This is a genomic window from Rhizobium sp. Leaf371 (assembly GCF_001424045.1).
Taxonomy (GTDB): domain Bacteria; phylum Pseudomonadota; class Alphaproteobacteria; order Rhizobiales; family Rhizobiaceae; genus Ferranicluibacter.
In genome coordinates this window covers 216,666-237,315 of the sequence record NZ_LMQB01000025.1, presented here as the reverse complement: position 1 = coordinate 237,315, position 20,650 = coordinate 216,666, and the positions used below count along the sequence as shown (strand labels likewise).

Genomic DNA, 20,650 nt, shown 5'->3' with positions numbered 1-20,650 from the left:
TTCAATAGGGGTCGATGGCGTCGCGCAGCCCATCGCCGAGCGCATTGAAGGCGAAGACGGTGATCAGCACGATGCCGACGGGCGACAGGATCCAGGGATAGGACCCGATGACGGAATAGGTCGAGGTGTCCTGCAGCATCAGCCCCCAGGAGATCAGCGGCGGCTTGACCGCGAAACCGAGGAAGCCGAGGAAGGATTCCAGCAGCACCACGCTCGGAATGGCCAGCGTCACCGCGACGATCACATGGCTCATGACGTTCGGGAAGATATGCTGGAGGATGATGCGCCGGTCGCTGGCGCCGACCGCGATGGCAGCCCGGACATAGTCGATCCGGGCGAGCGCCAGCGTCTTGCCGCGCACTTCCCGTGACATCTGCGCCCAGCCGAGCGCCGACATGACGCCGACCACGAAGACGAGGAACACATGCGTGGGTGCAGTGACCGGGATCAGCGACGTGAGGGCGAGATAAAGCGGCAGCTGCGGGAAGGCGAGGACCAGCTCGACGAAGCGCTGCATCCAGGTATCGAAGCGCCCGCCGAAATAGCCGGAAACCATGCCGACCGTCGTTCCCACGACCGTGACGATGAAGACCACCGTCAGAGCGATCGAAAGCGAGATCCGCGAGCCGTAGAGCATGCGGGAGAGGACATCCCGACCGAACTTGTCCGTGCCGAGGAAATGGATCGGCGAACCGTCCTGTGCCCCGATCAGGTGACGATCGAGCGGAATGAGGCCGAGCAGCCTGTAGGGCGCGCCCTTGACGAAGAGACCGAGGACCTGAGGATTGTCATAGTCCGGACCGATGATCGGCTGGAACGTCACGGGATCGAGTTCGTCCGTCTCCCGCACCGGATAGGAGCGCGGTGGAAAGACGAAATTGCCGTCCTTGTCGGTGAAGCTCGGCAGCTGCGGCGGGGAGAAACCGACATTCGTTGCCTTGGGATCGACCGGGGAGAGGAAATCCGCGAAAACGGCCGAGAAGAGAAGAAGGCAGACGAGGGCGAGGCCGAGCATGCCTGTCCAGGATTTCTTCAGCCGGCGCCAGACGAGCGCCATATAGCTTTCGTTGCGATGCTGCTCGGCCGGCCGTGCGTCGATCGGGTGGTGCTCGGCCTCGGCGGTCGCCGCCGGCAGAGTGGCCTGGGTTTCGAAACTCATGCTGTGGCCCCTCCCATCTGGCGGACGCGGGGATCGAGCGCGGCGAGCAGAAGGTCGGCGATAATGTTGCCGACGATCAGCGTGGCCGAGAGAACGAGCATGAAGGTCGCGGTGACATAGACGTCGCCGACCGCCATGGAGCCGACAATGGCCGGACCGACGGTCGGCAGCGCGAAGATGATCGCCGTCTCGATCTCGCCGGTCAGCATATAGGGAAGAACGACGCCCTGATACATGACGAGCGGGTGCAGCGCATTGGGCACGGCATGGCGCATGATGACCTTGCGCTCGGAAAGGCCCTTGGCGCGTGCGGTCTCGACATATTGCGCGTTCAGCGTATCGAGCAGATTGCCGCGCATGACGCGCATATTGTAGGCGAGCCCGCCGAAGGTCGCGATGGCGATGACCGGCCAGACATGTTTCAGGAGGTCGAGGAACTTGTCGAAGGACCAGGGCGCGCCGCCATAGCGGGCCGACTGGAACGAGCCGATCTCGCTGACATTGAAGTGGAACACCATGATGTAGACGATGATCAGCGCCATCAGGAAGCGCGGCACGGTCATGCCGAGGAACGAGATGCCGGACAGCAACGTATCCACCCAGGTATATTGCCGCGTCGCGGCGAGGATGCCGAAGGTAATGCCGATCAGGGACGCGAGGATGTGGCAGACGAGGGCCAGCGCCAGCGTGCGGGGCAGGCGTTCGCCAACGACCTCGGAGACGGGCTTGTTGTAGAACAGGCTGTGGCCGAAATCCCCGCGGGTGACGATGCCCGTGATCCAGTTCACATATTGCACGGGCAACGGCTTATCGAGGCCGTTCGCGATCTTGTAGGCCTGGGCCTGGGCGTCGGCCTCCTCGAACGAGGCGCCACCCTGGTTGATTGCCTGAGAGCGGATGTAGTCGCTGTAGTCGCCGGGAGGCGCCTGGATGATGACGAAGGTGACGACGCTCAGGACGAAGAGCACCGGCAGCGCGGAGGCGATCCGCACAAGCAAAAACCTGAGCATGTCGTATCCTTTAGGAAAACCGGCCGCCGGACGCGACGCTGCCATGCGCCCGGGCGGTCATTTTTCTCTGCCGCCGGAACGCCCGGCGGCGGTGATGTCGAAGGGCAGGCATCGATCGGTCGATCGGCTTGCGACCCGGGCCTTAGTTGATCGGGCCGGCATCTCCGGGCTTGCCGGGCAGTTGCTGCTTGAAGAGTTCGTAGTCGCCCTGCTTGTCGGCTGCGACGAAGACGCGTTCGCGCAGGATCGTATCCTCGGCCCAGTTGAACATGAAGATCGGCGCGCCCGACGGGATGTTGGAGAAGCGCTTGTTGATGATGAGCGCGCCCGGATACTCCGTCAGGCCCACCGTATCGACATTCTCGGTCGCGATCTTCTGGTACTGCTTCATCAGACCGGTCCGCTCGGTATTGTCCTGCGAGGCGATGAACTTGTTGACGATCGAGACCATGTCGCTTTCATACGGCAGGAGATCGACCGTCCCGTCCGTGCCGGCACGGTGATTCCAGCTGGTCCGCGGGCCGGTCGGGGCGAGCTGGGTCGTGTTCTGTACCACCGTCGTCAGTTCCGGATCATTGCGGCGGATCGTCCAGTCGAACTGCCCGGCATAGTGGGCATTGTCCTTCTTGACGCCATCGAGAGAGTTGAGCGTCACTTTGAGGCCCAACTGTTCCATCTGACCGATGACGCCTTCGGCGAGATTCTTGTCCGTGCCGTAGTCGGCATTGGACAGGAGAACGATCTGGACATCCTGGCCACCGTCCGTACCGGCGGGGAAGTTGACGAAACCGTTGCCGTCCGTGTCCTTCAGGCCGATCTTTTCGAGCAGCGCCTTTGCGCCCTCAAGATCGAACGGATAGTAGACGGTCGACTGGCGGTCGTAGAAGCTGGTGCCGGACGACAGACCGCCCGGATAGATGGCGGTGAACGGGCCCTTGACGAGGGAATCGCCGATCTTTTTGCGATCGACAGCCATGGTGATCGCCTTGCGGAAATCCACGTTGCGATTGAGCGCGCGGACGGCCTTGCCACGCTCGTCCGCCTCGCCCCAGCCGTTGGCCGAGAGGTTCATGCGGAGATTGTAACCGATCAGGCGGGCGCCGAAGGCGAGACGAGCAGGGGCGGTTTCCTGCGCTGCGCGCTTCAGGCTCTCGACGAAGTTTTCCGGCTGTTCGAGGTTGGAGAAATCGCCGGAGCCGGCAATGGCCTGCACGTCGCGGTCGGCCCAGGTCGACAGCTTGTAATGCAGCTCGTTGACATAAGGCAGCTGGTGGCCCGCTTCGTCGACCTTCCAGTAGTAGGGATTACGACGCAGCACGATCATGTCGTCGGGCCGGTAGGATACGGGCACCCAGGCGCCCATCACCGGAATGTTCATGTAGTCGGCAGGGAAGCCGTTCTTGTACTGGTCGTAGGTGAAGTCCTTGTTGTACTTCGGATGCTTGGTCTTCAGGATATGCGCCGGACCCGGGCAGAAGGTGCCATAGGCCATGGCGAACAGATGCTGGCGGGGAAAGGCGTCCTTGAATGTCCACTCGACGGTATAGGCATCGATCGCCTTGAGCGTCGTGCCTTCGCCGAAGGTCTCGGGCGAGGCGCCGTTGAGCGGGGTGACGTTGGGATCGACGACATTGTCGTTCCAGTAGAACATCACGTCATCGGACGTGAACTCGACGCCATCCGACCATTTGGCGCCTTCGACCAGGCGCATGGTGAGCTTGTGGCCGTCAGCCGACCATTCCCAGCTCCGCGCGAGGTTCGGAAGCGGCTCCACATCGGTCGCCTCGACCTGGAACAGCGGCGCGGTGCGCGTCAGGCACTCCGACATGGCAATGTCGATACCGCCCCATCCCTGCGTCTGACCGGCCGAATAATTCCAGCCTTCCGGCCGGCCGCCGATGACGTGGCGCAGCGTGTCGCCATAGACGCCGACGCCGTCCGGCATATTGCCGGTCTTGTAGACCAGAGGTTCTTTCGGCAGGCGCTGCTCCACCGGCGGCAGCTTGCCGGTCGAGACGAACTTTTCCGTGACCCATTCCGGCTCGCTGTATTTCGGGAGCGCCTTGAACTCGAGGATGGAGTCGCGCGGCACGTAGGTGATCTTGCCCTGCCCGGGAAAGGGCGCCGCTTCCGGCACCACGGTCGGCTCGGAGGCCGAGGCGGTCATCGCAAAGGCCGATACGCCGAGCATCAGCGCGGCGACGGCCCTCAAATAGCGGTTCGATGTCATGGTCATGTCTCTCCCTCAATTTCTGCCGGTCCGGTATCTCCGGCTGCGGCACTCCTCCGGAACGAACCGGTCCGCATCTCCTCCAGACGCGGGCCGGCCGACGATGTATGTTGCTTCCAGCGTTTCGAACATTCTCCGACGCCGAAGCGATCCCGCTTCGGCTGGAGATCTGTCAGCTCGCGGCCCGCAATTCGGCCTTCTCGGCCCGCAGCTCCTCGATCGAGCGAACCTCGCGGCGGGCCACGCCCTTCCAGTCTCGTGTCTTGACCGTGGCATGCTTCAGGCGTTCACGGGCTTCCGGAACGGCATGGGCATATTGCGGCAGCCACTCGGCCTGGGCGACGACCATCTCATCGACCATCTGCCAGACTTCGTCCGGCGTGCAGATCGCGCCGACCAGCGGATCGTGCAGCACGGCGAGCTTGAGAAGATCGATATCGCCGGAGATCGCGGCATGCACCGACATGCGCTGCACGTTGATCGATGCGATGCAGGTTGCCGCGCACGCCTCGGGAAGCGTAATACCCGCCACCATGTTGATGCCGAACCGATCGACGAAGCCGGGCGATTCGATGATGGCATCGGCCGGGAGATTGGTGATGACGCCATTGTTCTTGACGTTGAAGTGGCCGCGATAGACACGTCCCGTCTCCAGCGCTTCGAGAATATGGCTGGCGTGCTCGTTGGAGCGTTTTGCAGGGTCCAGCGGCTTGCCGGCGCTCTCCAGGAACTGTGGAAATTCCGTTTCGAACCAGTTGCGCGTTTCGGTGGAATAGCGGAGATAGCCGCCGGTCTCACCGTGGATCCAGTCCGACATATCGATCCAGCGGGTGATTTCCTCCGGCCGCTTGCGATACCAGGGCAGGTATTCCGACAGGTGGCCGTTGCTCTCGGTGGAGTAGACGCCGAAACGCTTCAGCACGTCGATGCGCAGCTTTTCCTGCTGCGAGAAGACCGGGTGCGCCTCGAAGGCGGCAACCAGTTCCTCCTTGCCGATCTTGCGACCCTTCAGTCGAACATCGGTAAACCAGGTCTGATGGTTGATCCCCGAGCAGATGAAGTCGAGTTCGCCGTCCTTGGCGCCGAGAATTTTGGCGATCTGCTGGCCGCCATGCTGGACGCCGTGGCAAAGGCCGATCGTGTCGACCTTGCCGTATTCGATCGCCGCCCAGGTGTTCATGGCCATGGGGTTGGCGTAGTTCAGGAACTTCGCGCCGGGCTCGGCAAGCTCGCGGATGTCTTTGCAGAAATCGAGGATGACGGGAATGTTGCGCTGGCCGTAGAGGATGCCACCGGCGCAGATCGTGTCTCCGACGCACTGGTCGACGCCATACTTCAGGGGAATGCGGATATCGTCCGCATAAGCCCCGAGCCCGCCGACCCGAACGCAACTGATGATGTAGCGGGCGCCTTCGATGGCCTTTCGCCGATCCGTCGTTGCCGTCACCTTCGTCGGCAGACGATTGGCTTCGACGATGCGGTCGAGGATCGTCTTGATCATCGAGAGATTCTGCTCGCTGATATCGGTCAACGCGACCTCGATCTCGGCAAATTCCGGCACGGACAGAATGTCCGTGAAAAGCTTCTTGGTGAAGCCGACGCTGCCTGCGCCGATGATGGCGATCTTGAAGCTGCTCATGGCCGCTGATGTCCTCCGCATGGGTCTTGTCTTTCGGCCGGGTAAAATCGCGCGGTGCAATCGGTACGCGAAGCCGTTTCGGCCTCCCGCTTCAATCCAACTCGACGCTTCTCATACTCCCGGTATTGCTCCCTGTGGCCGCATTATGCGTATAATACCCAAGCGTGATAGAGAGGGATTGTGCTTTCATGGGTAATTCTATGCTGCAGAGATTGATGGCAAGCGGACCCTGTATGAAGACGGTTTCCCTCCCGCGTGGCCGGCATCGGCTGCACACCATGCCGACGAGCACCGGCTATGAAATCCGGGAAAAACCGAACTATGACTGGGACGGACGCAAGCGCGGGCAGACGCCTTTCACGGTCCTCCAGCACACGATCTCCGGCGTCGGAAACCTTCGCTATGACGGGCGGACCTATCGCGTGCTGCCGGGCGAGACCCTCCTGGTGACCGTGCCGCACAATCACCGTTACTGGCTGGAGCCCGGCGGGCGGTGGGAGTTCTTCTGGATCTCCATGAACGGCGAGGAGGCGATGCGCCTGCATCAGGCCATTCTCTCCGCGAACGGCCCGATCCTTTCGCTCCAGCCGGACACGATCGAGCATCTCGCCGATTGCAGCTACAGGCTGATCCACGGCGGCGGGGACATGCCGGGGCGGGCATCGGCCATCGCCTATGAGGCCGCAATGGCGCTGTACGACGATGTGTTCGGGGCGCACCCCATCTTCGGACATGAATATCGCACCATGCAGCACGTCCTGTCCCATATCGCCGACAATCTCGAAAAGCCGCTCCCTGTGGAGGACCTGGCGCGCGTGTCGGGTCTCAGCCGCGCGCATTTCTCCCGTGTCTTCAGCGCGACCGAGGGCATGCCGCCGGCGGAATTCGTGCTCCGCAAGCGGCTGCAGCGTGCCGCCAAACTGTTGACGCAGGCCGCCAATCTCTCGGTAAAGGAGATTTCGCTGATGTCGGGCTTCGAGGAGCCGAACTACTTCGCCAAGGTCTTCCGCCGCCACTTCGGTGCCAGTCCGACGGAGTTTCGAACGACCGGCATGTATGCGAGCGTCGGCGAGCCTCGCGGCCGGTCGAAGGCGGAGCGCTAGGCCGTCGGGACGCACCCGACGGAGCATGAAATCGTTACGGATTCCTTAAGCGGGCAGGACCCAACCCCTCAAAATGCATCGAGGCATGCGGCGCCTGCATACGTCACCTGAGGCTTTCGCGCTGGTCGCTGTTGCGGTGCACGCGTATAAAGATCCCAACACAGCGGAAGAGACGAAACAAGGGTTTCGCCATCGCTGGAGACCTTGGAAAGGGGATCATCATGAACGTAGCACGCTCTTTCAATAACTGGCGCAAGTATCGTCAGACGGTGACCGAACTCGGCCGCATGTCGACGCGCGAACTCAACGACCTCGGCATCTCCCGTTCCGAGATCAGCAGCGTCGCCCGCGCCGCCGTCCGCTAAGACGGACGTCCGGCCGACAGCCGACACGATTTGAACATTTGCTTCACGCTCGCGGTCATCGCGGGCGTTTTGCGTTTGGGATCGGGCGCGCGGGCAGGGCACCTACCCAGTTCAGGCGTGATGCGGCGCGATCTTGGCGACGATGAGGTTCGACAAGGCATCGACCAGCGCTGCATCGGCGCCGCGGCGCTGATCGAGCACGAACTCCACATCGGCGAGCGGCGGCAACCGATCGGCCGAGACCTCGCGCAGGTCGGTCGGCGCCATGCTGCGCGGCTGGACCAGGAAGCCCATGCCCGCGCGCGCCGCCGCCGTCAGCCCGCTCAGACTGCCGCAGGTACAGACGATCCGCCAAGGCATCCGCGCCGCATCGAGCGCCTCCTGCGCGATGCGGCGTGTGATCGACGGCGGGGGGAATGCGATGAGCGGCAGTGCGTTTCCGCGCGAGATCAAAAGATCGGGATCGAGAGCCAGCCAAACGAGCGGCTCGCGGTAGAGAAGCCGTCCATGCGTTTCGCCGATATGCCGTTTGGCGAGCACGAGATCGAGATCGCCCGCCTCCTGCATCTGGTTGAGGACAGCGCTCAAGGCCACCGTCATCTCAAGATCCACCAGCGGGTAAAGCCTGATGAAATCGGCGAGGATAGCGGTCAGGCGGCTCGCCACGACATCCTCCGATACACCAAGCCGCAGCCGGCCGCGCAGGCGGTTCTCGCCGAAAAGAGCGGTCACCTTGCCGTTCAGATCGAGCATCCCGCGCGCATGGCCGAGAAGCGCCTCACCCTCGGCCGTCAGCCGCACCTGATGCGTGTCGCGAAACACCAGTTGCCGCCCGAGTGTCTTTTCCAACCGCTGGATATGTTGCGTCACGGTGGATTGTCCGATGCCGAGGCGGGTTGCAGCTTCGGTAAAGCTGCCGGTCTGCTGCAACATGACGAAACTGGCTATATGGGTGAGGTTCAACATGGTTATCACGATTAACGATGACTGTTAGTGTTTGCATCTCGCACCATGATAAGCGATGACGCTTCCATCATTCAAGACAAGACCCGTCCGAGAGCCCGCGAGGACCGCGATCATGCGCCGCTACCTGCCCGATACGTTTACCATCCTGCTCGTCTGCACCGTCATTTTCGCTTCGTTTCTGCCGATCTACGGGCGCTATGCGGAGGCGTTCAACATTGCGACGGACATCGCGATCGGGCTTCTGTTCTTCCTGCACGGCGCACGCCTGTCGCGCGACACCGTGGTGGCCGGGGCGCTTCACTGGCGCCTGCATGTGACGATCCTATTGACGACCTTCTGCATTTTTCCGCTTCTCGGTCTCGCCATCGGCTTCATCCCGACATCGATCCTCGCAGCACCACTCTATACCGGCATCCTCTTCCTCTGCGTCTTGCCGTCCACCGTGCAGTCCTCGATCGCGTTCACCTCCATGGCGGGTGGCAACGTGCCCGCGGCCATCGTCTCGGCCTCGGGTTCCAACATCTTCGGCATGTTCCTGACGCCGCTCCTCACCGGCCTCGTTCTCTCCACCACGGGCAGCGGCGGGTTTTCCTGGAGTGCGCTGCAGAGCATTCTCCTGCAACTGATGCTGCCCTTTGTGATCGGACAGCTTCTCCAGCCCTGGATCGGCAACTGGATCCGCTCGCGCAAGAAACTGCTGATGCCGGTCGATCGCGGCTCGATCCTGATGGTCGTCTATCTCGCCTTTTCCGAAGCGGTGATGGAAGGGCTTTGGCACACGTTTTCGCTCGCCGACATCGCCGCCGTCATCGTGGTCGACATGCTGCTTCTGGCGACCGTACTCTGCATCACCATGTTCGGCAGCCGCCTTCTGGGCTTCTCCAAGGAAGATGAAATCACCATCACCTTCTGCGGCTCGAAGAAATCGCTTGCGAGCGGCGTTCCCATGGCCAATGCGATCTTCGGCAATGCCTCGACTTCCGTCGGCGCCATCGTGTTGCCGCTCATGCTGTTCCACCAGATCCAACTGATGGCCTGTGCCGTGATCGCGCAGAAATATGCGTCGCGGCTGAAAGAGCGGGAGGCGGCAGAGCCGGTTGCGGCCTGACGCTGCGGTCGCCCCGGCGCCTCACAATGTCGATTTATGACGAAACGGAAAATGTGTTCGCATTTGCGATCTGAGCCTTAGATGTAAACCATCACTTAAATCTCAATGCCTATGTTGCAGCGCAATCGTTGTCCCGTAAGGCTTGAGGCATTCTGTGAAACACATTCCGATCATTGGGAAATTTCTGAGCCTGATGGGCGTTTTCGCGCTCTTCTCCCTGGGTGTCGCCTTCTATTCCGGCGACCGGATCATGAAGACCGATGCCGCCTATTCCGCACTGTTGAGCAAGGAAGCGAAAGCAGCGACCGAACTGGCACTGGCGAACCGCGCCTTTCAGAACGCCCGTGCCGCAGCCGGCACGCTGATGATCGTCAACTCCGAGGCAGCCAAGGCCACGGCGTCGGCGGAACTTCAGTCTGCCAAGGCAGAGTTTGCCACGGAAATGGACGCAGCCCTCGCCGCAACGCCCGACAATGCGACGATCTCGGAGCTGAAGGTCAAGGGTCTGTCGATCCTGAACGAAGCCTGCGGCAACGCCTTCAGCCGTGCCGCCGCCGCCAAAGGGTCGCAGGACCGCCTGAGCGCGCAAGGCGCCTTCCTGCGCGAATGCGAGATGAACTTTCCGGCCATGAGCCAGGCACTGGCAGAGGAAACCGCAGACCTGCTGGCGGTCGCAAGCACGGTGAATGACGGCTTGACGGCCGAATCGATCAACACATATTGGGTCACCTTCGCCCTCGTCGTGCTCGGCACGCTCATCGTCATCCTTGCAGCCTTCTTCGCCATTCGCGCATGGCTTGTCCGGCCGATCGATGCGCTGGACAGCGTGATGCAGCGCCTTGCGACGGGCGACCTCGACGCGGATGTTCTGGGCACCGAGCGTCGCGACGAAGTCGGCGGCATGGCACGGGCCGTCGAGGTCTTCAAGGAGAACGGCCTGAAGGCACGCCAGTTGGAAACCGCCGCCAATGAGCAGCGTTCCCTCAGCGAAACCGAGCGGCGTCGCCAGGCCGAACGTGAGCACGAGCGTGCCGAAGCGATGGCGCAGGCCACCAGCGGGCTTGCAAAGGGATTGGCGCATCTCGCCTCCGGCGATCTGAGCGTCCAGCTCAACGAACGCTTTGCAGACGACTTCGAAACCCTGCGCACCGACTTCAACCGCGCCGTCGAGCAGCTCCGCAGCACGCTGAGCGCCGTTGCCGATGCGACCGGCTCGATCAACAGCGGCTCGCGTGAGATCAGCCAGAGCGCCGACGATCTGTCCCGCCGGACCGAGCAGCAGGCGGCCTCGCTGGAGGAAACCGCAGCGGCGCTTGACCAGATCACCGCCAATGTCGCCAATTCCTCCAAGCGCGCCGAGGAAGCCCGCACCGTCGCCGTACAGGCCAACGATAATGCCCGCCAGTCCGGTGCGGTCGTGACCAGTGCCGTTGACGCGATGAGCAAGATCGAGCAGTCGTCCAACCAGATTTCCTCGATCATCGGCGTCATCGACGAGATCGCCTTCCAGACCAACCTGCTCGCGCTCAACGCCGGTGTCGAAGCCGCACGCGCCGGGGAAGCCGGCAAGGGCTTTGCGGTCGTCGCCCAGGAAGTGCGCGAACTCGCCCAGCGCTCGGCCAAGGCCGCCAAGGAAATCAAAGACCTGATCCGCAACTCCTCCGGCGAAGTGCAGAGCGGCGTGAAGCTCGTCAGCGAAACGGGCGAAGCGCTGAAGACGATCGAGGGTTACATCGTCACCATCAACCAGCACATGGATGCGATCGCGACATCGGCGCGCGAACAGTCGATCGGCCTTGCCGAAGTCAACACGGCCGTCAACCAGATGGATCAGGTGACGCAGCAGAATGCGGCGATGGTGGAGGAAGCCAATGCGGCCGGCGCCACGCTCGCCACCGAAGCGACACGTCTGAAGGATCTCATCGCCCGCTTCCAGTTCGGCGGCGCGTCGGCGGCAGGCTACGCGCCTACGGCTTCCGTGTCGTCCCGGCCGGCACCCCGTGCGAAGACCACGAGCTGGCCGGTCGTCGCGAGCGCCACCCGCGCCGTACCCGTGGCGTCGCCCGCGCGAAAGATGGCGAACACGCTCGCGCGCGCCTTCTCCGGCGGCTCCGCCAGTGCTGCACCATCGGCAGCGGCCGACAATTGGGAAGAATTCTGATCCCCTGACGGCATCAGAACCGGAAAAGCGAGGCTCTCGACGACGGTCGAGGGCCTCTTCTCATCAGGTCGCATCCACAGCCGTCATGCCGAGAACGAGAGTCGGCCAGAACTCCGAGACGGTAGGATGAATGGGCACGGCCCAGCGCAGATCGTCGTAGCGGGCGCCGACATTCATCAGGTCGAGCACGCCGTGAATGGCCTCGTCGCCGCCCGTGCCGAAAATGGCCGCACCCAGAATTTGCCGCGTGTCCGCATCGGCGACGATCTTCATCAAACCTTGCGTCTCGCCTTTCTCGACAGCCCGGCCGACCCGTGTCATTGGCAGTCGGCCGACGAGGATCCGTCTGCCCGAGGCGCGAGCCTCCCGTTCGCTCATTCCGACCCGACCGAGCGGCGGGTCGATATAAAGCGCATAGCCGGGCAGACGATCCGACACTTTGCGCGCCTCTCCATCTAGCAGGTTCGCGGCGATGATCTCGTAATCGTTATAGGCCGTGTGGGTAAACGCGCCGCGCCCGTTGCAATCGCCCATCGCCCAGATGCCGGGAATGCTGGTGGCGAGCGTATCATCGACGACGATATAGCCGCGGCCATCCGTTGCCACCCCGGCAGCATCGAGACCGAGATCGTCGGTATTGGGCGTGCGCCCCGTGGCGAGCAGGATGTCGGACCCGCGAATGTCGGGCTCGCCTTCCGTGCAGCTGACGCCGACGACAAGGTCGTCTCCCTCGCGGGAAAAACGGATGCACTCCGCCGCGGTCCGGACGTCGATGCCCTCGGCTTCCAGCACCGCCCGTATCGCATCCGAAATGTCCGTGTCTTCCCGCGCGACGAGGCGTGGTCCTTTCTCGACCACGGTGACCGCCGCGCCGAAGCGCCGGTACATCTGGGCGAACTCGAGCCCGATATAGCTGCCGCCGACGACGACGAGGTGTTTCGGCACGCGGTCGAGCATGACGATATCGCTGTTCGTCATGAAGGGCACATCGCGGATGCCCAGGAAATCGGGAATGGCGGCCCGGCCGCCGACGTTGATGAAAATCTGCGCGGCCGTCAGACGCTCTTCGCCCACCCGCACGATGGTCCGATCCTCGAAGCGGGCATGGCCGCGGATCAGGGTGCAGTTATCGAGACCCTCGAGCCAGTCCTCGTTGCTTCGGCGGCTGTCGAGCGTGATCTGATGCGACCGGCGAAAGACGGAGGGCATATCGATGGTGAAATCGCCGCCGACGACCACGCCGAAATCCGCCGCCCGCCGCACGATATGGGCGGCATGGGCGCTGGCAACGAGCGCTTTGGTCGGCTTGCAGCCGGTGTTGACGCAGGTTCCCCCGACATGCTTGCGCTCGATGATCGCGACGGAGCGGCCGGCAGCCGAAAGACGGGCGGCAAGCGAAGGACCGGCCTGGCCCGCACCGATGATGATCGCGTCGAACGTTCTCATGCGGAAAACGATTTGGAAACGAGGACGGGGAGGGCACCGAGAGTCAAAGGTGTCAGCAGAAACATGAAATCTCCAAAGGCTGGATCGACACGTTCAATGCAATCACAGACCGACATTCGGAACAAGGCTGCCGCATGGGGGGCACGTTCCTCACGGGCCGTCTGTCGGCGCGCTGGTCCTGTCCGCCCGACCTTCGCTTTCTGCATAGCTGCACTGCAACATTGCATCTCGTAAGGGCATGCGTACGAGGGTATATCTCATTCCAACGAAGCGATGCACCTCCTCCCGCATCCTTCGTATCTCGAACGCTCCACTCCTCCTCCCAGGATCGTTCGAAGGAATGGCGGCATCCTCCTCCCAGCCGCCGTTCGGTTCTTATCGGAAAGCCTGCCGCACCTCCTCCCGCGGCAGGCTTTTTCGTTTTGAGCTTCGGCCTGCCTGTTTCAATCTGCCCGCCATCCGTGGCGACCGAACAGCCTAAAGACCGAGATCGAGTTGCGGCTCCTCGCGTGCGTCGGATTCCGAGCCGGCTGTCGTCAGGGAGGATAGCGTAACGCCGAGAAGCCGCACCGGCCGGCGAAAGGGATGGACCGTCGCCAGAAGCTGGTCGGCGACGTCGAGAACATCTTCGATCCGGGCGAAGGCTACGGGAAGCGTTCGCGCACGCGTCGCCTGCGTGAAGTCTGCATATTTTATCTTCACCGTCACGGTCTTGCCGGCGATATCGTGCGCCTCGCAGTAACGCCAGACTTTCTCGGCCAGCGGCCGCAACTCTGCCTCGGCGAGAGCAAGGTCGGAGATATCCTCACCGAACGTGTCTTCCGCGCCGACCGATTTGCGGATGCGATCCGGGCGAACGCGCCGCTCGTCGATCCCCCGTGCGATGCCGTGGAAGTACGCGCCGGACTTGCCGAAATGCTGCTGGAGATAGGCGAGCGGCTTGGTCTTCAGGTCCATCCCCGTCTCGATGCCGTGCTTCTTCATCCGCTCGGCGGTCGCAGGACCCACGCCGTGAAATTTCTTGACGGGCAGGGCCTCCACGAAGGCCGGACCGTTTCGGGGCGTGATGACGAACTGCCCGTTCGGCTTTCGCTGATCGGACGCCATCTTGGCCAGGAACTTGTTGTAGCTGATGCCGGCCGAGGCCGTGAGGCCCGTCACGGCGAAAATCCGTGCGCGGATTTCCGCGGCGATCTCGGTCGCAATCTCCATGCCCTTCAAATTTTCGGTCACATCGAGATAGGCCTCATCCAGCGACAGCGGCTCGATCAAGGGCGTGTAATCCGCAAAGATCTCCCTGATCTGCTGGGAGACGGCGCGGTAGACCTCGAAGCGCGGCTTGACGAAGATCAGATCGGGGCATTTGCGTTTGGCGGTGACCGAGGCCATGGCCGAATGCACGCCGAAAACCCGCGCCTCATAGCTCGCGGCCGCCACCACGCCGCGCGCCGCGGAGCCGCCGACGGCGACGGGCTTGCCGCGAAGCTCGGGATCGTCCCGCTGCTCGACCGAAGCGTAAAAAGCATCCATATCGACATGGATGATCTTTCGCACCGGCGCATCGCCTGTCGGCGGGGTCGTGGTCGCACCCGGATCGGGTTCAGGGGCCATCTCGGCAGCCGGAGCGGCCAGCGCTTCGGCGAGTTCGGCCGCTTCGCGCGCCGCCTCTCGTGCGGCCATATCCAGCGTGCCCGGCTGCATGGCTTCAGCTCCACATGCCGCGCATGCGGGCGGCAACGTCGATGCGGATCTCGCGCGCGCTGCGTTCCGAAGCGGACGCCGATACCAGCGGCCATGTCGCCTGTTCGAAGAACTGCAGAAGGGTCGCCGGAATGAAGCGGGTCCGCGCGGCATAGACGTGCCGGTCGCCCTGCGGATTTTGTCCATGGGTAAAGAAGCGCTGCGGCGTGATCAGCGAAAGGCTGTCTTTCGCCCGCGTCATTCCGACATAGAGAAGACGCCGCTCTTCCTCGATCTCCTGCGTGGTCCCGGTTCCAAGATCGGACGGGATGCAGCCATCCACCACGTTCAGCATGAAGACGGAGCGCCATTCCTGTCCCTTGGCGGAATGAATGGTGGAGAGAATGAGATAGTCTTCGTCCAGCAGCGGCACGCCGGCCTGGTCGCTGGTGGCATCCGGCGGATCGAGCGTCAGCTCGGTTAGAAAGCGCTCGCGCGAGGCGTAGCCGCCCGCGATCTGCTCCAGTTGCAGCAAGTCCGCCTTACGGGTCTCCGCATCCTCGTGAAGACGGTCGAGATGCGGCTCGTACCAGATCCGCGCGAGCCCGATATCCGCCGGCCAGCCCGGTCCGGATTTCCGCAGGCTCTCCAGCATGGTGACGAAGGGGCTCCAGTCGCCGCCGGTGCGGGGCGGCGCGGGGATTTCGGCAAGGGCTGCGAGCGGCTCGGGATCCGCCGCGATGGCGTCGAGAATCTTGCCTGCCGTCTGCGGCCCCACGCCCGGCAGCATCTGCAGCAGGCGAAAGCCGGCCACGCGGTCCCGCGGGTTCTGGGCAAACCGCAGTACGGCCAGCATGTCCTTCACATGGGCACTGTCGAGGAATTTCAGGCCCCCGAATTTGACGAACGGGATGTTGCGCCGCGTCAGCTCCACTTCGAGGGGCCCGCTGTGATGGGACGAGCGGAACAGCACGGCCTGCTGCTTCAGCGTCATGCCCGTCTCGCGATTGGCGAGAATCTGCTCGACGATGAAGACGGCCTGGTCGGTCTCGTCCTTGACCGTCACCAGCTTCGGCCGCTCGGCTGACTGACGCTCCGTCCACAGGTTCTTGGTGAAGCGCTCGCGCGCAAGATCGATGACGCCATTGGCTGCGGCGAGAATGGTCTGCGTCGAGCGGTAATTGCGGTCGAGCGTGATCACGTCGGCCGCCGGGCTGAAGGCGCCGGGGAAATCGAGGATATTGCGAACGGTGGCTGCCCGGAATGCGTAGATGGACTGCGCATCGTCGCCGACCACGGTCAGACCCCGGCCGCCGGGCTTCAGCGCCATCAACACCGAGGCCTGCAACCGGTTCGTATCCTGGTACTCGTCGACCATGACATGGTCGAACCGCTCGCCGATATCCAGGGCAAGGTCGGGGTCGGAGACCATTTGCGCCCAGTAGAGCAGGAGATCGTCGTAATCGAGCACGTTCTGCGCCTGTTTCGCCGCGACATAGGCAGAAAACAGGCTCTTCAACTGCGCCTCCCATCCCGCGACCCAAGGAAAATGCAGACGCAGAACCTCGGCAAGCGGCGCCTGCGAATTCACGACGCGGGAATAGATCGACAGGCATGTGCCCTTCGTCGGGAATCGGCTTTCCGTCTTGGAGAAACCGAGTTCGTGACGCACCAGGTTCATCAGGTCGGCGCTGTCCTCGCGATCGTGAATGGTGAAGTCGATGTCGAGGCCGATCTGCTCCGCATAGATCCGCAGGAGCCGCGCACCGATCCCGTGAAAAGTACCGGACCAGGCCAGCGCATCGATGAGAACGCCGGCATTGGCCCCGAGCACCTTGCGGCAGATGCGCTCGACCCGCCGGGCCATCTCCGAGGCGGCACGGCGGGAAAACGTCAGTAGAAGAATGCGCCGCGGATCGGCGCCGTGAACGATGAGATGGGCGACGCGATGCGCGAGCGTGTTGGTCTTGCCCGATCCGGCACCGGCAATGATCAGGAGCGGCCCGGCGACCGTGTCGGAGGAGGCATCACCCGAAACGATGCCGTGTTCGACGGCCTGGCGCTGCTGCTCGTTCAACGTATCCAGATAGGCTACCGCCACCATGCCGTCTTCCCCGTCCTGCCGACCGCCCAGCCTCGCACAGAATCGGCACGCGAAGGCTTTCGGAACAAATAACGAACATATCAGCCGGGGAAAAGCTTGAACAGGGCCTCGGGGAAGACCGGGGTAACCTTTAGAGATGCGGCCAGCTTCAGATCACGCCCTTCTTGAAGATGAAGCAGCCATAGGGGCCGGGATCGGAGGTCCGCACGATGACGAAAGATCGCTTGGCCGCCTCGTAGAACGCGAAGCGCTCCAGCGCCTCCATCGGGATGGCTCGCCCCTGCGACGCATCCACCACGTCCTGCATGGCATCGAAGATCGGCATGCGCGCCTCGGGATCGCCAACGACCTGCATGCGGCTGACCGGGCGTTCGACGAAGGTATCGAGCGGGAACAGCGTCAGAATGGCGCGCGCAGCCTCCGTCAGCCCGCAACCGGAGAGGTCCAGCAGGCGGCCGTAAGTCGTGTGGGCTGCAATGGTGGCCGCGGGGTGATTGATGTCGCACAAGACGAGATCGTCGCCATGGCCCATCCGCATCATCGCGTGCATGAGATCCGCGTGGATCACCGGATCGATTCCCTTGAGCATGCTGTCTCCTCCTTCATCCTCACTTCACGTTTCTACTATAATTTGTGATGTATCCAAGCCTCTTTCTTCTCAACCGTGCCGAAATGAGGCTCCGGCAGTCCTCTGCGTGCTCTCGCAGTCGGAATGAACCCCTCATGCAACAAACCTCAACGCATCTGGCGAATAGCAATTTACAACAATGTTATTGTGTGTGAAGTTGCTGACGAACGGCGTCGATGGCGCCGGGGCTGTGAGGGAGTGCACAGCGTAAGTGGGTAGGAGGCCCCCTTTGGCGTCGATGAATATTGAAAACGTCGGTAAGGCCTATGGCAGCCTTGCCGTGATCCATGGCGTGTCCGTGGAGATTCCGGACGGCGAGTTCGTGGTGCTCGTCGGGCCGTCCGGCTGCGGAAAATCCACCTTGCTGCGCATGGTGGCCGGCCTCGAGCCGATTTCCTCGGGCGACATCCGCATCGACGGCAAGGTCGTCAACGACCTGCCGCCGAAGGACCGCGATATCGCCATGGTGTTTCAGAGCTATGCGCTCTATCCGCACAAGACCGTGGCCGACAATATGGGCTTTGCCCTGAAGATGCGCGGCGACGACAAGGCGACGATTGAGGCACGCGTGCGCAAGGCCGCCGAGATCCTCGATCTCGTTCCCTACCTTGCGCGCTACCCGCGCCAGCTCTCCGGTGGCCAGCGGCAGCGCGTCGCGATGGGGCGGGCGATCGTGCGCGATCCCAAGGTCTTCCTGTTCGACGAACCGCTCTCCAACCTCGATGCCAAGCTGCGCGTGCAGATGCGTGCCGAGATCAAGGAACTCCAGCGGCGCCTCGCAACGACGATGATCTACGTGACGCACGACCAGGTGGAAGCCATGACGATGGCCGACCGGATCGTGGTGTTGCGCGACGGCCGCGTCGAGCAGATCGGCTCGCCGCTCGACCTCTACGACCGCCCGGCCAATGTCTTCGTTGCCGGCTTCATCGGCTCGCCCTCGATGAACCTCATCAAGGGCCGCATCCGTGCCGGCGCAGCGCCGAGCTTCGAGACGGACGACGGCATCGTCCTGCCGCTGACCACAGCCCCGGCAGGCTCCGACGGGCAGCCCGCTTATTACGGCATCCGGCCGGAGCACTTTTCGCTCGGCGGATCTGTGGAAGCCAGGATTTCGGTGATCGAATCCACGGGCTCGGAAACGCAGGTCTTCGCCCGGCTCGGGCAACAGAAGATCATCGGTGTGTTTCGCGACCGGGTGGCCGGCGACACCGATCAGATCATCACGATGACGCCGAACCCCGCTCTGGTGCACCTGTTCGACGGTGCGTCCGGGCTGCGGCTCGGCTGATTGCGATAGACCGGCGCGCCTGGGCGGGGTGCCGGCATGCCACGCGATGTGGCTCAGATGTTTCACATGGGAGGAGACCATAATGAAAGTCAGTGACTTCGAACGAATGATGGCAATCGGCCTCAGCCGACGCGCCATTCTGAAGACGGGCGCGAGCCTTGGGGCCGTCGCCGCGGCCAGCACGATGCTCGACGGGCTCGGCGGCTTCAACGCGGCCTTCGCACAGGACGCCTCGTTCCGCAGCCAGCTGCTGCAGATCCCGGGCGTCGGCAAGGGTTCGCCGACAGATGCCGACTGGCAGAAGGTCGGTGAAATGTGCCTGGAGGCGACGAAGAAGAGCGTGAAGCAGGGCGAATTTGCCGGCATCGAGCTCTCCTTCATGGGCCTCAACAACCAGAACCTTCACAACGTCCTCTTCCGCGGCTTCCTCAAGCCCTGGGAAGATTATACCGGCGCGAAGATCACCTGGATCGACCTTGCACAGGCCGACTACAATCCGCGCCTGCAGCAGGCGATCGCCACCGGCACCGTCGATTTCGATCTCCTGGAGATGGGAGCACCCTTCGAGGGCGACGTCTGCGGCAAGGGTCTCGCCTCCGAGATGCCGGACTGGGTCAAGGCCCAGATCGACATGGACGACTATGTCGACTACCTCAAGGCGCCGGTCGGCACCTGGGACGGCAAGACCTACCGGATCTCGGTGGATGGCGACTGCCACAACTTCAACTACCGCACCGACTATTTCAGCGATGCCGACCTGGCGAAGGCCTGGAAGGACGAGGGACACGAGGGCGAGTGGGGCGTGCCGAAGACCTGGCAGAAGGTCCAGGAGGTCACCAAGTTCCTCAAGGGCAAGACCGTCGGCGGCATGGAAGCCGTCGGTTACCTCGATGCGCCGAAGGCGTGGGGCGGCTTCGGCTTCTACTTCCTCGGCAGCCGCGCGACGGCCTATGCCAAGCATCCCGACGACAAGGCCTGGCTGTTCGACGTCGATACGATGAAACCGCGCATCAACAACCCCGCCTGGGTTCGCGCCATTCAGGACGTCATCGACGCCCTGCCGTCGGAAGCGGGCGACCAGTTGAACGCCGATCCGGGCACCACCGCTTTCCAGCAGTTCCTTGCCGGCACGGGCTCCATGGTCTCCTGGTGGGGCGATGTGGGTGCGAGCGCACGCACGAGCGACAGCTCGGTCGTCGGTGACACGATCGGTTTCGACATCCTGCCGGGCTCGGACGACGTCTACAACGCCAAGACCGGCCAATGGGACAAGCTCGCCAGCGGCCCGAACCACGCGCCGAACATGGCCTATCTCGGCTGGGGCGTCTATGTCATGGCCCGCGTCGATAGCGACGAAAAGAAGAAGAAGGCGGCCTGGAGTGCGGCAGCCCATCTCGGCGGCAAGGACCTTGCCCTCTGGACGGCGGCCTATCCCTCGGGCTTCCAGTGCTACCGCAAGAGCCAGTTCGACATCAAGGAATGGGTCTCGGCCGGCTACGACGAGGCGTTCATCACGAGCTACCTCGCCTCGCAGTCGAACTCCTACAACCACCCGAACGCCGCGATCGAACCGCGCATTCCCGGCATCTTCCAATATTACAGCGTGGCGGAAGACGAACTGGCCAAGGTCTTTGCCGGACAGGCAACGGCACAGGCGGGCGCCGACGCGATCGCGACGGCCTGGGAAAAGATCACCGACCAGCTCGGTCGCGAAAAGCAGGTCGCACTCTACAAGGCTTCGCTTGGAGCCTGACGGACAA

Annotated in this window: 15 protein-coding genes; 6 read left to right on the top strand and 9 right to left on the bottom strand. The window is 63.0% G+C overall.

Translation table 11 applies throughout. From position 1 onward, the window contains the following. Nucleotide 1 precedes the first annotated feature (1 nt). The 4 genes from ASG39_RS17230 to ASG39_RS17215 all read right to left on the bottom strand — a co-directional run bounded on the left by ASG39_RS17230 (nucleotide 2) and on the right by ASG39_RS17215 (nucleotide 6,038). Nucleotides 2–1,159, bottom strand: coding sequence for an ABC transporter permease (locus ASG39_RS17230; RefSeq protein ID WP_062596202.1), 1,158 nt, complete (start codon nucleotides 1,157–1,159; stop codon nucleotides 2–4). Next, entirely contained in the window at nucleotides 1,156–2,169 is a 1,014-nt protein-coding gene (locus tag ASG39_RS17225; protein WP_062596201.1) for an ABC transporter permease, read from the bottom strand. The genes ASG39_RS17230 and ASG39_RS17225 overlap by 4 nt, the downstream gene beginning before the upstream one ends. 142 nt (nucleotides 2,170–2,311) lie before the next feature. Beyond that, nucleotides 2,312–4,399: an ABC transporter substrate-binding protein gene (locus tag ASG39_RS17220; RefSeq protein ID WP_062596240.1), complete on the bottom strand. Its 2,088-nt coding sequence runs from the start codon at nucleotides 4,397–4,399 to the stop codon at nucleotides 2,312–2,314. Nucleotides 4,400–4,571: 172 nt separating this feature from the next. Then, nucleotides 4,572–6,038, bottom strand: coding sequence for an alpha-glucosidase/alpha-galactosidase (locus tag ASG39_RS17215; RefSeq protein ID WP_062596200.1), 1,467 nt, complete (start codon nucleotides 6,036–6,038; stop codon nucleotides 4,572–4,574). Between the two features lie 188 nt (nucleotides 6,039–6,226). Between ASG39_RS17215 and ASG39_RS17210 the strand changes: the two genes are divergently transcribed. After that, on the top strand, nucleotides 6,227–7,141 hold the full coding sequence (locus ASG39_RS17210; protein WP_062596199.1) for an AraC family transcriptional regulator: 915 nt from the start codon (nucleotides 6,227–6,229) through the stop codon (nucleotides 7,139–7,141). 221 nt (nucleotides 7,142–7,362) lie between these two features. Next, entirely contained in the window at nucleotides 7,363–7,506 is a 144-nt protein-coding gene (locus ASG39_RS23460) for a DUF1127 domain-containing protein (RefSeq protein WP_082477325.1), read from the top strand. A gap of 111 nt (nucleotides 7,507–7,617) precedes the next feature. Here the strand turns inward: ASG39_RS23460 and ASG39_RS17205 are convergent, their stop codons facing one another. Further along, nucleotides 7,618–8,472: a LysR substrate-binding domain-containing protein gene (locus ASG39_RS17205; RefSeq protein WP_062596198.1), complete on the bottom strand. Its 855-nt coding sequence runs from the start codon at nucleotides 8,470–8,472 to the stop codon at nucleotides 7,618–7,620. A 112-nt stretch (nucleotides 8,473–8,584) separates the two neighbouring features. Between ASG39_RS17205 and ASG39_RS17200 the strand changes: the two genes are divergently transcribed. Beyond that, nucleotides 8,585–9,580, top strand: coding sequence for a bile acid:sodium symporter family protein (locus ASG39_RS17200; RefSeq protein WP_082477324.1), 996 nt, complete (start codon nucleotides 8,585–8,587; stop codon nucleotides 9,578–9,580). Nucleotides 9,581–9,734: 154 nt separating this feature from the next. After that, on the top strand, nucleotides 9,735–11,741 hold the full coding sequence (locus tag ASG39_RS17195) for a HAMP domain-containing methyl-accepting chemotaxis protein (protein WP_062596196.1): 2,007 nt from the start codon (nucleotides 9,735–9,737) through the stop codon (nucleotides 11,739–11,741). A 63-nt stretch (nucleotides 11,742–11,804) separates the two neighbouring features. Here the strand turns inward: ASG39_RS17195 and ASG39_RS17190 are convergent, their stop codons facing one another. The 4 genes from ASG39_RS17190 to ASG39_RS17175 form a co-directional block, all read right to left on the bottom strand. Further along, entirely contained in the window at nucleotides 11,805–13,187 is a 1,383-nt protein-coding gene (locus ASG39_RS17190; protein ID WP_062596195.1) for an FAD-containing oxidoreductase, read from the bottom strand. Between the two features lie 477 nt (nucleotides 13,188–13,664). Continuing rightward, on the bottom strand, nucleotides 13,665–14,798 hold the full coding sequence (gene dinB, locus ASG39_RS17185; protein WP_062596239.1) for a DNA polymerase IV: 1,134 nt from the start codon (nucleotides 14,796–14,798) through the stop codon (nucleotides 13,665–13,667). A gap of 94 nt (nucleotides 14,799–14,892) precedes the next feature. Further along, the gene (locus ASG39_RS17180; protein ID WP_200943899.1) at nucleotides 14,893–16,971 is read right to left on the bottom strand and encodes an ATP-dependent helicase; all 2,079 of its coding nucleotides are present in this window, start codon (nucleotides 16,969–16,971) and stop codon (nucleotides 14,893–14,895) included. 148 nt (nucleotides 16,972–17,119) lie between these two features. Then, nucleotides 17,120–17,560, bottom strand: a complete 441-nt coding sequence (locus tag ASG39_RS17175) for an RbsD/FucU domain-containing protein (RefSeq protein ID WP_062596194.1) — start codon at nucleotides 17,558–17,560, stop codon at nucleotides 17,120–17,122. Nucleotides 17,561–17,828: 268 nt separating this feature from the next. Here ASG39_RS17175 and ugpC point away from each other — a divergent pair, with 268 nt between their 5' ends. Both ugpC and ASG39_RS17165 read left to right on the top strand, forming a co-directional pair. After that, nucleotides 17,829–18,890, top strand: a complete 1,062-nt coding sequence (gene ugpC / locus ASG39_RS17170) for a sn-glycerol-3-phosphate ABC transporter ATP-binding protein UgpC (protein ID WP_062596193.1) — start codon at nucleotides 17,829–17,831, stop codon at nucleotides 18,888–18,890. Nucleotides 18,891–18,972: 82 nt separating this feature from the next. Then, complete coding sequence (locus ASG39_RS17165; RefSeq protein ID WP_062596192.1) at nucleotides 18,973–20,643, top strand: hypothetical protein; 1,671 nt, start codon at nucleotides 18,973–18,975, stop codon at nucleotides 20,641–20,643. Nucleotides 20,644–20,650: the final 7 nt, after the last annotated feature.

Excerpts from the sequence above, each read along its gene's own strand:
- ASG39_RS17230 (WP_062596202.1), bottom strand. The coding sequence starts at position 1,159 with ATGAGTTTCGAAACCCAGGCCACTCTGCCGGCGGCGACCGCCGAGGCC.
- ASG39_RS17225 (WP_062596201.1), bottom strand. The coding sequence starts at position 2,169 with ATGCTCAGGTTTTTGCTTGTGCGGATCGCCTCCGCGCTGCCGGTGCTC.
- ASG39_RS17220 (WP_062596240.1), bottom strand. The coding sequence starts at position 4,399 with ATGACATCGAACCGCTATTTGAGGGCCGTCGCCGCGCTGATGCTCGGC.
- ASG39_RS17215 (WP_062596200.1), bottom strand. The coding sequence starts at position 6,038 with ATGAGCAGCTTCAAGATCGCCATCATCGGCGCAGGCAGCGTCGGCTTC.
- ASG39_RS17210 (WP_062596199.1), top strand. The coding sequence starts at position 6,227 with ATGGGTAATTCTATGCTGCAGAGATTGATGGCAAGCGGACCCTGTATG.
- ASG39_RS23460 (WP_082477325.1), top strand. The coding sequence starts at position 7,363 with ATGAACGTAGCACGCTCTTTCAATAACTGGCGCAAGTATCGTCAGACG.
- ASG39_RS17205 (WP_062596198.1), bottom strand. The coding sequence starts at position 8,472 with ATGTTGAACCTCACCCATATAGCCAGTTTCGTCATGTTGCAGCAGACC.
- ASG39_RS17200 (WP_082477324.1), top strand. The coding sequence starts at position 8,585 with ATGCGCCGCTACCTGCCCGATACGTTTACCATCCTGCTCGTCTGCACC.
- ASG39_RS17190 (WP_062596195.1), bottom strand. The coding sequence starts at position 13,187 with ATGAGAACGTTCGACGCGATCATCATCGGTGCGGGCCAGGCCGGTCCT.
- dinB (WP_062596239.1), bottom strand. The coding sequence starts at position 14,798 with ATGGCCCCTGAACCCGATCCGGGTGCGACCACGACCCCGCCGACAGGC.
- ASG39_RS17180 (WP_200943899.1), bottom strand. The coding sequence starts at position 16,971 with ATGGTGGCGGTAGCCTATCTGGATACGTTGAACGAGCAGCAGCGCCAG.
- ASG39_RS17175 (WP_062596194.1), bottom strand. The coding sequence starts at position 17,560 with ATGCTCAAGGGAATCGATCCGGTGATCCACGCGGATCTCATGCACGCG.
- ASG39_RS17165 (WP_062596192.1), top strand. The coding sequence starts at position 18,973 with ATGAAAGTCAGTGACTTCGAACGAATGATGGCAATCGGCCTCAGCCGA.